13 protein-coding genes, 1 tRNA gene and 1 pseudogene are annotated in these 16,495 nt (G+C 43.0%); 6 read left to right on the top strand and 9 right to left on the bottom strand.

The window, feature by feature from the left end:
• Positions 1-151 precede the first annotated feature (151 nt).
• Positions 152-4,417, bottom strand: a complete 4,266-nt coding sequence (locus VE944_RS22525) for a DUF4347 domain-containing protein (protein ID WP_324982153.1) — start codon at positions 4,415-4,417, stop codon at positions 152-154.
• An 856-nt stretch (positions 4,418-5,273) separates the two neighbouring features.
• On the opposite strand from VE944_RS22525, the gene VE944_RS22520 reads away from it, so the two are divergent.
• A complete protein-coding gene (locus VE944_RS22520; protein WP_324982150.1) occupies positions 5,274-5,756 on the top strand; it encodes an ABA4-like family protein in 483 nt (160 codons plus the stop codon).
• A gap of 166 nt (positions 5,757-5,922) precedes the next feature.
• Here the strand turns inward: VE944_RS22520 and VE944_RS22515 are convergent, their stop codons facing one another.
• From VE944_RS22515 to VE944_RS22505, 3 genes are all read right to left on the bottom strand, one after another.
• Complete coding sequence (locus VE944_RS22515) at positions 5,923-6,138, bottom strand: acetyltransferase (RefSeq protein ID WP_109011492.1); 216 nt, start codon at positions 6,136-6,138, stop codon at positions 5,923-5,925.
• A 282-nt stretch (positions 6,139-6,420) separates the two neighbouring features.
• On the bottom strand, positions 6,421-6,729 hold the full coding sequence (locus VE944_RS22510; RefSeq protein ID WP_229555280.1) for a DUF3181 family protein: 309 nt from the start codon (positions 6,727-6,729) through the stop codon (positions 6,421-6,423).
• A gap of 119 nt (positions 6,730-6,848) precedes the next feature.
• The gene (locus VE944_RS22505) at positions 6,849-7,106 is read right to left on the bottom strand and encodes a 2TM domain-containing protein (RefSeq protein WP_324982142.1); all 258 of its coding nucleotides are present in this window, start codon (positions 7,104-7,106) and stop codon (positions 6,849-6,851) included.
• A gap of 124 nt (positions 7,107-7,230) precedes the next feature.
• On the opposite strand from VE944_RS22505, the gene VE944_RS22500 reads away from it, so the two are divergent.
• Positions 7,231-7,902, top strand: a complete 672-nt coding sequence (locus VE944_RS22500) for a Uma2 family endonuclease (RefSeq protein ID WP_324982140.1) — start codon at positions 7,231-7,233, stop codon at positions 7,900-7,902.
• A 158-nt stretch (positions 7,903-8,060) separates the two neighbouring features.
• On the opposite strand, the gene moaC is transcribed toward VE944_RS22500, so the two are convergent.
• Positions 8,061-8,570 carry a cyclic pyranopterin monophosphate synthase MoaC gene (gene moaC, locus VE944_RS22495; protein ID WP_324982137.1) on the bottom strand — a complete coding sequence of 170 codons (510 nt, stop codon included), beginning with the start codon at positions 8,568-8,570 and terminating at the stop codon, positions 8,061-8,063.
• 34 nt (positions 8,571-8,604) lie between these two features.
• Here moaC and VE944_RS22490 point away from each other — a divergent pair.
• Positions 8,605-8,678: transfer RNA gene (locus VE944_RS22490), tRNA-Arg, on the top strand.
• Between the two features lie 38 nt (positions 8,679-8,716).
• Here the strand turns inward: VE944_RS22490 and VE944_RS22485 are convergent.
• Positions 8,717-9,970 (bottom strand): MFS transporter, encoded by a 1,254-nt coding sequence (locus tag VE944_RS22485; RefSeq protein WP_324982134.1) that lies wholly within the window; start codon positions 9,968-9,970, stop codon positions 8,717-8,719.
• A gap of 548 nt (positions 9,971-10,518) precedes the next feature.
• Here VE944_RS22485 and VE944_RS22480 point away from each other — a divergent pair.
• Positions 10,519-10,926 carry an RICIN domain-containing protein gene (locus tag VE944_RS22480; protein ID WP_324982131.1) on the top strand — a complete coding sequence of 136 codons (408 nt, stop codon included), beginning with the start codon at positions 10,519-10,521 and terminating at the stop codon, positions 10,924-10,926.
• Between the two features lie 207 nt (positions 10,927-11,133).
• On the opposite strand, the gene VE944_RS22475 is transcribed toward VE944_RS22480, so the two are convergent.
• Together VE944_RS22475 and VE944_RS22470 are read right to left on the bottom strand one after the other, a co-directional pair.
• Positions 11,134-12,147, bottom strand: coding sequence for a glycosyltransferase family 2 protein (locus tag VE944_RS22475; RefSeq protein ID WP_324982128.1), 1,014 nt, complete (start codon positions 12,145-12,147; stop codon positions 11,134-11,136).
• A gap of 14 nt (positions 12,148-12,161) precedes the next feature.
• Positions 12,162-12,866 carry a C40 family peptidase gene (locus VE944_RS22470; protein WP_324982125.1) on the bottom strand — a complete coding sequence of 235 codons (705 nt, stop codon included), beginning with the start codon at positions 12,864-12,866 and terminating at the stop codon, positions 12,162-12,164.
• Between the two features lie 9 nt (positions 12,867-12,875).
• On the opposite strand from VE944_RS22470, the gene VE944_RS22465 reads away from it, so the two are divergent.
• Positions 12,876-13,808, top strand: coding sequence for a serine hydrolase (locus VE944_RS22465; protein ID WP_324982122.1), 933 nt, complete (start codon positions 12,876-12,878; stop codon positions 13,806-13,808).
• A 604-nt stretch (positions 13,809-14,412) separates the two neighbouring features.
• Here VE944_RS22465 and VE944_RS22460 read toward each other — a convergent pair.
• Positions 14,413-16,050 carry a purple acid phosphatase family protein gene (locus VE944_RS22460; protein ID WP_324982120.1) on the bottom strand — a complete coding sequence of 546 codons (1,638 nt, stop codon included), beginning with the start codon at positions 16,048-16,050 and terminating at the stop codon, positions 14,413-14,415.
• A gap of 224 nt (positions 16,051-16,274) precedes the next feature.
• Between VE944_RS22460 and VE944_RS22455 the strand changes: the two are divergent.
• Positions 16,275-16,495: pseudogene (locus VE944_RS22455) on the top strand (DNA polymerase III subunit beta); the annotation flags it as partial.

The raw sequence follows: 16,495 nt of genomic DNA, 5'->3' as shown, positions 1-16,495 counted from the left end.
CCAAAATTAAGCAATGATATCTGCACAAATTAATTATGCGTTATCCAGAACCCTTGTAGAGACGTAGCAGTGCTACGTCTCTACGTTGTTTTTTACCAAATGTCAATATCCCTTGATTATGAAGACAATGGCTACAGACTAGAACTTAGCGCTAGACGATGACATTACTTCCGACTACTAGATTTGTCGCGGTGAAATTATCCAAAGTTGCGAAGGTGGAAAAAGAAGAATAACTAGGATTATAAGAAATAAGGACTTCAACTAGTGTAGAAGTACCCGATTGCACAAATTTTAGGTTGCCATCACCAATGGGGTTGCTGCTACTGTAGCCCCGACTCTTAAACAAGTCAGTGAAGACTAACTTATCCTGGCTCTGATTAAAGTCAGTGATTGTAGTATTGGAATCGCTTAAGGTTTGGTAGATGAACTGGTCATTACCGCTACCGCCAGTTAAGGTATTGGAACCTCCACCACCAAGGAAAATGTCATTACCAGCACCGCCGATGAGGCTATCATTACCTAGATTAGCAACCAGGATGTCATTACCAACACCACCAAGCAGGGTATCGTTACCTTCACCACCCCGTAATAGGTCGTTACCACTCAAGCCGTCGATGCGGTCATTACCCCCCTGACCATTAATAACATCTGCTGAGTTGTCAAACCCATTGAGGTTGTTGTTCAGGTCATTGAGAAAGGTGACTGTGTTCTTGTTGAAGATAGCGTTTTGGGTGGAGTTGGCATCGAAGACATCAAAGCTTTCACTAATGCTAGTTTGCCCATTAAACAGGATATTGCCCACTGCCGCTACGTTCTCTAGGTTTTCCAGGGGAAAGTTTTGCAGGATAACTTTATCATCAGCCGCCCCTTCAAAGGTGATTTCCAGATTGTTACTATTCTGGGTGAGTAGTAGATTTCGGGCTGTCAATCCAGCACCTTGAAATTTCAGGGTATCCACTTCGGCAATGATTGCTGCTGATGGATTTGAGGCTTTACCTAACCCACCGAAATCGGTAATGGTATCAACACCGTTATCTAAGTTGTAAACAAATCTATCTTTGCCGCCGCCACCAGTTAAAATGTCGTTGCCTTGATTACCTGTGATGGTATCGTTGCCGGGTTGAGCGTTAATTATGTCACCGTAGTTCTTACCTACTAAATTATCAGCGCCATTGGTTCCATTCAGCCCGTTAAACTCTAATGCACCAATATCAACTTTACTCTTAGATATTCTGTTAAATCCAGCGCCGCGTTGGTCGGTGGTGATACCTGCTGGAATCAGAGCATTATTGCCAGCGTTAATGGCGGGACTATCCGCAAGTGAGGCATTAGTAAAGGTTGTACCACCATTATTTTGCAGGGGGCTGAGTCTTGGATCAATGGGGTTGGTGCTGGTGCCGACGAGGGCGCTGGTAGTAAAGCCAGTGCTACCTGTGTTGTCGCCAATTAGGTTATTACCAGCGTCAGTGAAGTTGCCGGAAACGTCAGGGGTGAAGATGTCATTGTAGTATGGAGGTTTGTCGAAGTTGCCTGCAATGATGGTGTTGCCAACGATAACAGTGCCATCTGAATAATTAAAAATGCCTCCACCCTCGGCATCACTGTCGTAAAAGTCCTGTGCGTTGTTATTAGTAATGGTGCTGTTGGTGAGAGTGAGAGTGCCTGAGTTAGAAATGCCACCACCGTCGCTGAACGCCTGATTGCCAGAGATAGTGCTATTGTTCAGGTTGAAGATGCCAGAGTTATAGATGCCGCCACCGCTTTCCGCTGTACCATCAGAGACAGTGCTACTGGTCAGGTTAACGGTGCCTGAGTTATAAATGCCGCCGCCGTAAGACGGCAATGGGTTAGGACCTATTCTTTCAAGACCACTAGCGTTCGCCTTATTATTAGAGACAGTGCTGTTAATGAGACTGAGTTTGCCTATGTTGAATATGCCGCCGCCATAGGCTGTGTTGTAACCAACGTATGCGTAATTATTAGAGACAGTGCTGCTAGTTAGGCTCAGGTTTCCTTTGTTAAAGATGCCGCCGCCTAAGGACGACCCTGTATTACTAGAGACAGTGCTGTTAAGGAGACTGAGGTTGCCTCTGTTAAATATGCCGCCTACCTCCCCTTTATTATCAGAGATAGTACTGTTAGTCAGGCTAAGGCTGGTATTGCTATTGAGCAAAATACTGCCTAAGGGATCATTAGCATTAGCAATTTTCAAGCCATCAATGCTGGCATCTGTCCCAGAACCCGATATCTCAAACACGCCTGATGAATTATTCCCACTCACAATGAGGTTAGATGCCCCAGTCCCCAGAATGGTAATATCATTGTTAATGGTTAGTTTGCCAGAAGTCAGGGTGATCTTATCTGGGGTAGCATCGCTGAACACACCCGCAAAGGTAATCGTATCTGCCCCAAGGGTCGCATTGGCATTGAGAATAGCCTGCCGCAATGACCCCGACCCAGAATCGTTGGTATTAGTCACCACTGTGCCAGTGTTAACAGGTGGCGGGGTTATGGGGGACTGAACTTCGTAAGCACCAATATCAACAACACCGTTGAATATTCGGTTAAATCCAGCGCCGCGTTGGTCAGTGATGACACCAGCAGGAACTAGGGAATTCTTGCCAGCATCAATAGCGGGGCTATTCGCAAGTAACGCCTGGGTAAAGGTTGTACCACCGTTATTTTGCAGCCGCCCGAGTTTGGGGTCAATGGGGCTAGCACTTGTGCCGACGAGGGTGCTGGTGGTAAAAGTAGTGCTACCAGTATTATTGCCAATCAGGTTATTGCCGGAGTCAATCAGCCTACCATCCACGTCGGGATGTATATCACCGGAGGTGGACTTGTCGAAGTTGCTTGCAATGATGGTGTTACTAATTTTGACGGGACTAGAGGCATCAGAGGTGTTAAAAACTCCTCCACCATTGCCAGTACCATTACCATCTGAGTCAGCTGTGTTATTGGTAATTGTGGAGTTGATTAGGGTCAGTCTGGTGTCTGCCACATAGCTGTAGCCATTATATATGCCACCACCATCTTCTAAGGCTGTATTGCCAGAGATGGTGCTGTTAGTTACAGTAACTAATCCGCCAGAATAAGCACCATCATCTCCATTAAAAATGCCACCGCCAAAGGTTGCAGTTGCAGTATTGCCAGAGACAGTGCTATTGGTCAGCCTGAGAGTACCGCCTTGATTATAGATACCACCGCCGGAGTTTGCCGTATTGCCAGATACACTGCTATTGGTTAGGCTGAGAAAACCAGCTTTACCATCAGAAGCGTCATTAAAAATGCCGCCTCCCGCAGTATTGCTATTAAAAATCTTGCTTCCCCCAGTATTGCCATAAACACTGCTTCCCGTTAGGCTGAGACTACCACCGTTATAGATACCACCTTGCTTATTGTCAAAGACGCTGGTGTTAGCAAGACTGAGGATGCCGCTATTAGAGATGCCACTTCCTGCTGTGTTACCAGACACACTACTTTTTGCTAGGTTGAGGATGGAAGTTCTATTAACCTTAATACTGCCGCTAGCGATCGCCAGTCCATTAATATTGACACCTGTACCTAGTCCCGATATCTCGAATACTGTAGAGGCATTATTTCCCCTCACAGTCAGATTAGATGTCCCAGTCCCCAAGATGCTTAGATCATCGGTAATCGTCAGTTGTCCAGAGGTGAGGGTAATGGTATCTGGGGTGGTATCTTTGAATATTCCTCCAAAAGCGATCGCATCATCCCCAGCAGTAGCATTGGCTAAGTTGATTGCCTCCCGGAGTGTCGTGATGCCGTTATTGCGATCGCCATCATCTATGTCCCCAGTATTATTCACCGTGAATGTCGCCAGTACCCCTGCGTAAGCCTGGCGTGTCGTTTCTGCAAATGCTAGACTCGCTTCCATTTCAGTGGTGCGGACTTCTAACTCCCAGTTACCACCCAATGCTGCATTGCCAATTCGCCCACGAGAAGCCGCAATATTTGCTTTGGTGAGTTGGTGCAGTTTGTCTATAAATTCTGTCCCTGCATCACCCAAAGCCACATTGCAACCATAGATGAGTAAGTTCCAGGAGTTATCGCTTTTGGCAGAGACTGAAAATATTTTTTGCCATTGCAGTTGCTGGCTGTATTCGTCGAGCGTATCCAGTCCTAAATGGGTGTTGCCCAATTGCAAGCAACCTGGGGCACCGTGGCACACAATATGAATATTAGTCAAATTCGGGCGATCGCAACTTGCTAGAATTTCTGTAATTTGTTCAACACCATTTTGTGTAGAGTCAAGCACGAACACTTCGGCATTATCAACCACGCCATTTACTAAATCGTTATAGTCTTCAACCGCCATGTCGATGAAGACTAAACTATGGGCATAGGAGGTGGAAGTTACTGGATTTACTTGGAAGTGTGAGGTATGTATTGCCATTTTTTTACTTCTAGCTAAATGTAATGAGGAAAACTCAAACGAGTGCATCTCATTTTGGTAGGTATATACTTAACTTCAAACAGAATTTGCTGCTTTTCGGATTTTTTTAAATATTTGGTTCTTCAGTATTTTTGATGCGAAATTCCAGCAGATTTCAAGTTGGTGAGGTATACGAGCTAATTCTGTCACCCAAGTATAAAGCGTGTTTTATTTTATAAAGCAATATCAGCAGAATATGTAATGAATAACCGAGAAATTTATTACACAATATTTCACCTAATTTAACCTAATCTGCCACTTAGCAATAACCTATTTAAAACTCCATTTCCTCTGAGTTAACTTTTTGAGCAATGTGAAAAGCAGAGATATGAAAGTTGAAAACTGCCTACAAAATCATCTATGCAATGTCTCAATCCCAAAAAGAAAAACTCTTTATTTTCTGGATCTAATTTTATGTATAGAACTCATATTTGATTTTTGAACAAAACTCAGTACACCTTTATTCCTTCTTCCTAGCCCCCAGTCCCCAATCCCCAGTCCCTTACCTCTACGAGTGATTCAGAAATCAAAGACGCTCGATAGCGCAGCGTTAGCGACGCAGGAGCGTCTGACTCGCTACCGCTTCGCTATCGGATTGCTAAGCTGTTGGACATTTAACTTACATATAAGTAAAACTATTGTGGGGTGGGCATCTTGCCCGCCCTGGTTATGCAAATTAAAAGTAGATTAGCTTATAATCAATCAGATCCCCGACTTCTTAGAGAAGTCGGGGATCTATATCCTGAGAGTTACAATTTATGAATAATTAGTTAATTTAAAACAAATAATAACTGAAAATTCTTCACCTAACAAAACTATGACGATCTCCCAATTATTTAACGTTGCCAATCTTTTCGTATTGCCTTTTTGGGCGTTAATAATTTTATTGCCAAATTGGAAAGTTACACGGCAGATTATGTCATCATATTTGCCTTTTGTGCTGTTAGCTGGGGCGTATGTGTATTTGTTTATCAACAGCATTACGCCAGAAAATGCCCAAGCTTTATCGAATCCCCAATTAGCCGATATTGCTCGATTTTTTACAGATGAAACGGCTGCTGCAACGGGTTGGATTCATTTTTTAGTGATGGATTTATTTGTCGGTCGCTGGATTTATTGGGAAGGGCAAAAAACAGGTATTTGGACAATTCACTCCCTTGCACTGTGTTTGTTTGCTGGCCCTATGGGATTACTATCTCACATCTTGACTGACTGGATTGTTAAGACATTTTTCCCTAAATTTCAGCAGAATGAAACGGTGACAGTAGGAGAAAAAGCTGCATCATCATCTGGAACATAGTTATATAGCAATCAGAAATTCTTTGTGAAAAGCCAGAACCCCGGCTTCTTTAAGAAGCCGGGGTTCTGTAAATAATTAGGAAAAGCAGGGCTGGAGCCGCTTGCTACAAACAAATCACTCTGAAAATTACTACATGAACCGTTTAACTCAAGTGACTTGAAAATAATTAACCGTTGTCGTGTCTATAGTCGGCATCTAACCAACAGCGTGGTAAAACTTCACCTGAAGGAAAAACGAGATTTTCTTTTTTAAAGCTTTCAGGTTGCTGTTCTTCTTGACCTTCTTGGTCTTTTGCGTGAACAACATCATTATTCGGGTCGATTAATTCCTGAATCTCAACAATCTTTACCAATTCGCCACTATCTTTGACTTGTAAAAGCATAGAAATTGCCTCAATGAATTTGCATGAATGTTCAAAGCGAGTCTCGAAATAAACTCGCCTCGCTCAAATGTGAACCGATTTTGAACGCGGAGATTCCTTAGTTAAAGGAAATTTTTATCAGATATCCACACATAAATTAGACGAGATTCATCTGTATGTATCTGTGGAGTTCATTTTTGTAAAATAAACACAGCAAATATAAACCTAATATCGAAGCTAAAATCGAATCAGGGAATGCTGATTAATAAAATTGTCCAATTAAAATAATCTTGGTTTTAGCGATTAGAAATCGCGTTGATATTTTTCCAGAATATCTACTAAATTCACTTGGCATTGCAGGGGTAGTAAATCGATTAAGGGAATTTCACGTTTCCCACCGCCAATTTTTATTGGAATCGATGCCAAGACTTGTAAAACTCGGTCTTCATTAACAGCGTTGGAAGTAATTAACGGATACAGTTGTTCAGCAACAACTGTATGCAGTTTGGCATTAGATAAATAAAGATGCCATTTGGCAACGTCTATGTAGACGTTTTCGCCAATTTCAGCTGCTAGGGCTTCTAGTAGTTCTGTGGTGTTAGTCTTAGCCATAAAAATAACCCTACATTAAGAAAAAGTGCGAAATCTCAGGCTTTTTCACATTATGGCTCAATTAACAGCCTAATCCTACTACCAGAGGTTACAATCGCCCCAGCATGAGTAATCCATCTTCAGGTGGATTTTGGCGGAGTTTCGGTGTAGTTAGCGATCGCACTAATATAAATCAGATGCACCAACAGTATTCCTGTCCAACTTAAAGTCACCCAAGGCAGCCACTCCCAAGTAGTGTCTTTCAATATGTGGAAAAACCATAACCCAGAATTGATAGTAGCAGCGATCGCTACATGCACGGCAAAATTCATCCGGTCATCGATCTTGCGGTAATCAGGGTCTTTGCGATCGGGTTTGCGAGGCCAACGAGGAGGCATAAATATTTGTTACGGATTTAAATACACCCTATTTATTCTAAGGTTTTTGGGGCAGTGGTTGCTATTAGACCCTTACAAGCAGTCATAATTGAATTGGAAGTCAAGAGCCTGTGGGTTAAATCAGATGACGATCTTTGAGCAAATAGACCCCGATCTCCTCTATCCAGATAGCGACGGCAAACCAATGGCAGACAACACAGAGCAATATCGTTGGATTGTCCTGATTAAGGAGAATTTAGAGGTTCTGTTTGCTAATAATGACAATGTTTTGATTGCAGGAGATTTGCTCTGGTATCCCGTCCGTTCTCGGCTGATTACACCGACTGCACCTGATGTGATGGTTGTCTTCGGTAGACCAAAGGGAAAACGTCGTTCTTATCGTCAGTGGCAAGAAGATAATATTCCACCGCAAGTAGTCTTTGAGATTCTTTCTTATAGTAATGATACCAAGGAGATGGAGCGTAAGCTAGAGTTTTACGATACCTATGGTGTTGAAGAATATTATTTATACGACCCTGAAAGTTTTCAACTAGACGGCTGGTTGCGGCAAAACAACCATTTGAATAAGCTATGGCAAATGGATGGTTGGCTCAGTCCCCGCTTAGGAATTAGATTTCAAACGGGCCTTGGAGAGTTAGAAATTTACCGTCCAGATGGACAGAGATTTTTAAATTCCCTGGAACTCAATCAACGGGCAGAACAGGCTGAGTTATTGCTAGAACAAGAACGCCAACGGGCTGAACAGTTGGCAGCATGTTTGCGTAATCTCGGTATTGATCCTGATAATCTGCCGTAAGTGGGGAGTGAAGAGGAGCAGGGGAGACAAGGGGACAAGGGGACAAGGGGACAAGGGGACAAGAGGTGAGAACTTGAAACAAGTCTTTCCCCTTGTCCCCAATTCTCTTTGTCCCCAAGTCCTCTTGCCCAATGCCCAATGCCCCAAAATAGAGTAGCTTATTGCTCTGGCGGGGAATAATCTCCTGATTTACCGCCACTCTTACTGATTAAACGAATTGATTCAATTTGAATCGACTTTTCTAAGGCTTTTGCCATATCGTATAAAGTCAGAGCAGCCACAGAAACGGCAGTTAAAGCTTCCATCTCTACACCAGTTTCAGCTTTGGTTTTGACTGTGGCTTGAATTTGATAACCAGGTAGTTGGGGATCGGGTATGATTTCGACTGCGATTTTTTGCAAAGGCAACGGATGACACAGAGGAATTAAAGTGGCTGTTTGCTTGGCTGCCATAATCCCAGCCAATCTTGCAGTTGCTAACACATCCCCTTTTGGGACATTTCCGGCTTGAATGGCGGCGAAGGTGGCTGGCAGCATCCGCACATTGGCTGCGGCTACTGCTTGGCGGACGCTAGGTGCTTTATCAGACACATCCACCATCTGTGCCTGTCCTTGGCGATCTAGATGGGTTAAGTTGGAAAAATTAGATGGAAAATTATCTTGCGCCATTTAGTTAGAACGTGTTAATATTGATTGTCGGTGAGGGCGTGTAGCTCAGTGGACTAGAGCACGTGGCTACGGACCACGGTGTCGGGGGTTCGAATCCCTCCTCGCCCGTTTTTAAAAGTTAAGAGTTGAAAGTTAGGAGTGATGAATTAAATTTCATCACTCCTAATTTTTAGGTTGTTCAAGGCGTAGGCATCTGGAGCTAGACCTAGTGCAAAGCGCAGGGAGTTGGATAGGTTTTTGCTCGACCGGGTGAGGAAAAGGACAAGTGCAATAGAAGTGATCGCAGCACCGTAGCCAAACATATCGCGGTAGCCTACCTGTTCGGCGATGATACCTAAAAGAGGAGCAGCGATCGCAATTCCCAAGTCAAGTCCAGTTATACATATAGCAAAAATTTGACCCCGTTCTTGTGGCAGTGAACGGTCTGCCATCATCGTGACCATCATGGAGATGAGTGTACCACTACCAGCACCTTCAGCGATCGCAGCCAGTAAGAAAAACATCACGCTGTGAGCCTGCCACAGCAGTATTAACGCTAAAACGTAGCAAAAAATACCAAAGGTGATAAATAAACCACGACCAAAGCGATCGCTTGCCTTACCAGAAAAGACTCTGATACTAAAACTAGAAATTGCCGCAACTGTAAAAAACAGTCCACCATTGAAGTCTACATCGGTGGATTTGAGGTATAATGACACAAAAGTATGTACAGCACCGAGAGACAAACCAACCAACAACATAACTATTGTTGGAACTCTCACCCGTGGGCTGCCCAAAATTTGCCAAAAGTTGCGATTGTTTTCCTTATTTTGCTGTTGTGTCTGCACTGGCGGATTTATGACTTGTACAATCCCTAACAGAGCGACAAAACCCAATTCGGCACAGAAGAGAAATAATATCCCGTAACTACTTGTAGCTTCCAAATACCCACCCAAGGCAGGGCCAATTGCTAAACCAAGGGGAGTTGCTAAGGTCATGTAACCAATGATTTCGCCACGAGTTTCAGTGGGAGCTAAATCTGCCACTAAGGCACTGTAGCCTGTGGTAAAAGCGGCAACACTAAGACCGTGAAAAATCCGCACCAAGATTAGTAACCCAAGAGATTGGGTTGCTAAGTAACCAAAGGGTGCGATCGCAGCTACTATCGTACCAATCAGTAAGGTAATTTTTCGACCACGTTCATCAGCTAATCGTCCCAGCATCGGGCGAGAGAGCAACAAGCCAATGGCGAAACTGCCCATCACAATCCCAATTTCTTGCTTGCTTGCGCCCACATTATCGATGTAAAGCGGTAGGGTTGGTAAGAGCGAAGATATGCTCGACCAGAATAATAAACCTGCTGTAAATAAAACCAGCAGGTTGCGCCGCAATTCGGCGTCAAAGGTATTAAATGCTTTCAAGGTAGATGTAATTTAATAAGGTTTTGTCATTTGTTCTTTGTCCTTGGTCCTTGGTCTAGAGTCAAGCAATATTTACCCTTAACTATTTACTAATGACTATGACCAATGACCAATGACTACTATTGTTACGTTACTTAACCTTTTTTGCTACTACTTCTTGGACGGGATAAATAGTCCGTGCTTGGAATTCATCGCAGCCAGTAAGAAAGCGATCACGCTGTTAGCCTACCACATACTACGTAGGGCTTGCTGAAATCAGTACCTAACCATCAATTGCAGTACAGATGAAGACGCCCCAATTTGGTCTATTTTTTCATTTGTGTCCAACGCTAACTGGTGCCTAATAACTTGAGAGCAAGTTTTTCTTGACAATACAAACTTTTGTAAAAATACTGTAGTCCTGCGTATTACTTTGATATTGTCTATAACAATACAGGGAAAAAGCAAGCCAGGAAAAATATTTTCTCGCTTAAATTCGTTGCGGCTAAAAACCCTAGACATCTGACAGCTTCAACCCGAATTTATAAATTGTACAAGAGGACAAAAAGGTGAATGTAAAGAAATATCTGGCTTATAGTATTGTCTGCCTGGTAACGTGGTTTCACGGCAGTCAAGCTGTTGAGGCACAACAGAATAATGGGTTCTTTATAATTAGCTCGCTATCTGGAAAATGCATCGATGTGGATGGAGCTCCAGGCACAGTTAATGGTGGACGATTGCAACTTTTTGATTGTGAACTATCTGGATTTAACCCTTTTAACGGTTCGTCCACAGATCAAAGATGGGAATTTGTAGGTGGGGGATTTATCAGGAACACATTGTCTGGAAGATGCATCGATGTAGATGGAGCTCCAGGCACAGGTAATGGTGCACCATTACAACTTTTTGATTGCGAATCATCTGGATTTAACCGTAATAACGGTTCGCGCACAGACCAGACGTGGAGATTATTTTAAGGATTAAATACTGGGTAGTATTTTACATTTGTTGATTCACTTATGTAACCGCCTGAGTTAGTTCAAGAGCAACGCCATCAACCACAAATCTATAACCTCATCTTGGCAATCGTGATGTTATAGATTTGTACTTAGTGATTTCTGGATATAGTTCAATAAAGCAGAAAGTCATTTATCCTTTCTTAATGACCAATAACCATTGTTACGTTACTTAACATTTTTTGCTACTACTTCTCGCACGCGATAGATAGGCCGCCCTTGGGATTCATGGTATGTACGCATGAGTAATTCTGCTAAAAGTCCGAAGCAAAATAACTGTACACCAGTTACTAGCAGGAGAACTGCCAAAATCAGCAAAGGGCGATTGCCAATCATCTCACCTAAAGCTAATTTAACGAAAGTCAAGTAAATTCCGATCGCAGTTCCCGAAACCATTGACATCAAGCCCAACAACCCAAAAACGTGCATCGGGCGGGTGAGGAATTTTTTCATAAACAGGATGGTTAACAAATCCATTAACACGCGGAATGTCCGCCAAATCCCATATTTACTACGACCAAAGCGACGGGCATGATGGCGTACTGGTACTTCAGTAATTCTAGCTCCTTCGATGTACGCCAAAGCTGGTAAAAATCGGTGTAATTCTCCGTAGAGATTCATATCTGCCAAAAGTTCTGCACGATATGCTTTCAGCGAACAGCCATAGTCATGAATATTCACGCTAGTAGTACGGCGAATTAGCCAATTGGCAATTTTGGAAGGAAGTAACCGATTTACAGCACCATCTTGGCGTTTTTGCCGCCAACCACTCACCAAATCGTAACCCTCATCCAGCTTTGCTAATAACATGGGGATATCAGCCGGATCATTCTGGAGATCGGCATCTAAAGTGACGATCGCTTTACCGACTGCATAATAAAATCCAGCAGCCATCGCCGCAGTTTGTCCGTAGTTGCGACGCAAAATCACCGCCTTTAAATCTGTGCGGATTTGCGCTTCCTTCTTGAGAAAATCCCCAGAACCATCTGTAGAACCATCGTCCACACAAATAATTTCATAATTTATCTGACTAGAAGATAAAGTAGATGCGATCGCTTCTAGTAAAAGCGGTAAACTTTCCACTTCGTCATGTATCGGCAGCACCACCGAAACATCTGGGACAATAGCCGAAATCGTCCCATTCTCTTCACTCAACCCTTTATCAACTAACCCACTCCTCATAAGCCTCAGCGCCCTCAGCGTCTCTGTGGTTCGTAACTCTTGATAACTCTACCAGCACCTCGCAGCTGCTGATAGTACGACTGACTAACAGCATCTCCCTGTTCCGAGAGAATATCAATCCCAATCCCATCCCGGCCCTGATCTTTCCCAGAACTATGAATGTAATAACCATCTGCCAAATAAAGCCCGACATGGGTTGCTTTTTGGCTAGTTCCAAAAAATACCAGATCGCCGGCTGCTAATTCTGCAATAGTAATTGGTTGAGTGAATCCTTCCTGCTGATAGGCATCTCTAGGTAGCCAAATACCCACCGAAGCAAACGCCGCTTGCATCAACCCAGAACAGTCATAATTTGGCCCAACCGTACCACCCCAAAGGTAATAATTGGATTGTTGCATCGCTTTTTGGGTAAAGGCGATGACCTCTGCTAGCAGTTTTTGAATCTCAGATTTAGTAAATGTTGCAGCCTGATAATGTACAGTAGCAGATTGTAATGAATCAAAATCTGAAAGGGATGCCCATCCGGGATAGTCATCTTCACACAAATACACCTCAACCGCTAAATTTTGGTGATTTGATGTTACCGATAAATGTCTCCCAGATGCAGCTTGAGTTGCTAAACGCGTACATTCAGGAGAATCATATAAATTAAGGTCAGCAATACACTGATACTCCCCTGATTTTGGATTTTGAATTTTGGATTTTAGATTAAAGGACATTACTAGAGAATGATTTTTTTTAATAAAGACGAACAACTGGAAAATCTTGGTAATGGCATTTTAGATGCAACTTGGGCAGAATTTCCGACCTTAGCCCGTAATCAAATTGCCCTGACTTGGGTTGTTTACGATCCACCAGTGCGAGTAAACACTGGTGGGGCGCTGACTCCCAACGCTTTTTGGGATCATCCAGTTCGTGGTTTTACTTATCGTGGTGTTGAACGGATTTATCCCGCCAGTGTAGCCAAGCTATTTTACCTGGTGGCGGTAAACGAATGGCTAGAAAAAGGGATGACTAACACTTCCAAAGAGTTAGAACGCGCCTTGCGGGATATGATTGTAGATTCTAGTAATGATGCTACCAGCTTGGTTGTGGATATTTTGACTGGCACCACATCAGGCCCAGAATTACCAATTGGCCCCTTTGAAACCTGGAAATATCAGCGTAATATTGTTAACCGCTATTACCAATCTTTGGGTTGGGAAGAAATGGAGACGATTAACGTCTGTCAAAAAACTTGGAGTGAGGGCCCTTATGGACGAGAACGGGCATTTGTAGGGGAGTTACTGGACAATCGCAATATGTTGACCACAAATGCGATCGCTCGGTTACTGCATAGTATTGTAGGTGGAGTAGCGGTTTCAAGTGGGCGATCGCAAGCTATGATGGCTTTACTCAAACGTCCTCTCAACGATTTGCCCACAGACAGAGAGGAAGATCAGGTAACAGGTTTCTTAGGCGGTGGACTGACTGAAAATGCTCAAATTTGGTCAAAGGCAGGTTGGACAAGTCAAGTTCGCCATGATGCCGCGTATATTGAGTTACCAGAACAGCGCCCTTACCTTTTAGTGGTATTTACTGAAGGGAAAGCGCAGGCTAAGAGTCAGGCAATTTTGCCCTTTGTTTCTAAACTAGTTGCCGATGCGATCGCTACTCTATAATCTTAAGACTTACGCAGAAGAGATCCCCCCTTTTCACTTGTGTTATCCATATTTTTGTAACAGTCAAAGTATCGCACTCACCCGATATCCCGCCCAGAACTAAAGTTCCGGGCTGATAGCTAAAGTCCACTTAAGTGGACTGAGATTCTCCATTTTAGATATGCTAGTCATCTACATGGCTAAAAATTTTGTATTTAACCTGAGTTCGGGATAATAAATCCTCAAAACCCTTGATTTTTCATTGTTCGGTCTGAAGCTCTGTTTTAATCTATTCTCAATAAGGCATATTGTTGATATTAGTCTCATTTGTAAGCCTTGTTGACAAAATGATTCCACTTTAATCGCTTCTTTTATCACTTAGAGTTTTGCTCAATCCTTACAGAATAAGCTTTTTAGCTTCTGGCTTAACCCGAACTCAGGTTATTTAGTCCTCTTGAGAGGACTTTAGCTATTAGCCTTGGAATTTATTCCGAGGCGGGAATCGTAACCAAGTGTAAGATTTAACAAATGATAGTAATGTAATGACAAACCTTTTTAAGGGGGAGTGCGCTTCGCCAACGAGGTTTCAGGTTTTGAATGAGTAACCTAAATTTCTCTTATAAAACTATTTCAACTTAAATTCATCAAACTTCAATACTTCCGAATCAGGCTTGCGAGTATCAAAACGATAACTACTTATCGTACCTGTCCCCGTGTCAAAGATACTAAAAACCGTAATATCATTACTCGCAATATAAGGCATCGGCTTTCCATCTTCACCCAACAAAGGGGAAATTGTTGGCACTATCGGTTCTAACCCATTAGGATCACCAACTTTAACATAATCCTCTTGATATCCAATTGGCACTTCTCGCTTTCTCTCACCCCAAGCAGCGCCGTAAGTATTACCCACATTAGATGTTTCTAGAAAGTGCATTCCACTCTGACTAACAAAGCGGTTCCACAAATGAGAATGCCCATAGAATACCAATTGCACATTAGCTGCTTCAAGTATTGGGACAACATCGCGGATAATATAATCTGCGTCTTTTAGGTATTCATAACGCACTGCTTTGATATTATTATCATCCCGTTCAATTATTTGAACTGGTTCTGTATAAGCAGGAACTATATTATCACCCAGAGTGTGGGGTGGATGATGAAACATCACAACTTTGTATTTTGCTTGTTGAAACTCAGGGCTGTTGAGTTCTGCCTCTAGCCAATTATACTGCTGGCTGCCTTTAGCAATTGGCTCATAAATTACCTGCCCATAGCCCCAATCTTCAGGATTATTTAAATCCTTTTCTGCTTCTCGATATCTACCCTTATGCTTTCCACCTAAGCTAGGAGTCCGCCACATATTTGTAGCGTAGAGTACCACCAAACGCACATCGCCAAAGCTGACTGCATAATATCTTTTTCCACCCTCTTTACTTTTTGGTAAAGAGAAAATCTCTTCGTAGGTATTAGTATTAAAAGAATTATCTATTAATTTGTCTTGGTAGATTTTTTGAGCGACGGCACGAGGAATTGTATCATCAAATTCATCATTTAAACTCCCCGTCCTAGTAAAGCGTCCCATCACCTCATGATTGCCAATGCAAGTAAACATGGGTGCGTGTTGAATTATTTGTCCACCAGTATAGGTTGTCTTTACACCGTCGTGCGTCATTTCATATTTAGCACGACCTTGTAAACCGGGAAATAACGCACCACCACTATTATCATCAAACCATTCTGAGGCGCGATCGCTGACATTGACCAAATCACCAGCAAACCACACTCCATCAACCCGTCCAACCGTTTCTACCACCTTTTGCAGATTTGCTGCTGTCATCGGCTTTAACTGATGATCAGAGGTGAGTAAAATTTTTAGTGGTGTATCCGGTTTGGGAGTAGCTGCGAGGCTAAAAACATCACTGGTAACAGTTTCGCCGTCTTCTCGCACACTTCTAATACGATAGTTTACCCGCAAACCAGGAGTTAACCCAATCACCTTAGCCTCATGCCGCCAAATGTCGCGTTGGACGGGTTTTTGATAAACTTGTCCATCTTTGATTTGGTTTGCAACTCTTGAGTGTTGGTCTTCACGAGTGCGAGTGAGTTTGGTAGTATTTGCCTTAGCAGTTTGTTGAAGATTTTCGGCGTAGGTTACTGTATGATTAACACCAGCAAACTCAGTAAACCAAACTACTTGCACTGAGGTTTCAGTTGGCAGTTGCAAAAATGGGTCGGTGAGCAATTGGGGTGCTGATGTCATAATTCTTTGCCCAAATGAACGCACAGTTAACAGAGTAAAGCATATAACAAGCACAAGCATAGCCACCGAGAAAATTTTACGGCTGGTTAAGCGTCTGAGCATGAGTAACATACCAAATTTTTTAGCGATACCGACTGAACGCAATTTTATTATTACTCCCTTTTCGTTACTCGCCCATGAACAATAAGGGTGTTAGGATATCTTTCACCAGTTGAATCTGACTTATGAAATTAGTTTGCTCCCAAAGTGATCTCAGTACAAATCTCTCACTCGTCAGTCGTGCAGTACCTTCACGACCAACTCATCCAGTCCTTGCCAATGTGCTGTTACAAGCGGATGCCCAAACTAACCAGGTAAGCTTAACAGCCTTTGATCTCAGCTTGGGAATCCGCACCAGCTTTAACGCAGAGGTATGGCAAAGTGGTGCGATCGCACTTCCTGCTAA

The organism is Nostoc sp., assembly GCF_035638895.1.
Taxonomy (GTDB): Bacteria; Cyanobacteriota; Cyanobacteriia; order Cyanobacteriales; family Nostocaceae; genus Nostoc.
Note: the sequence above shows the minus strand (reverse complement) of the source record. Positions and strands in the feature narration are given on the sequence as shown.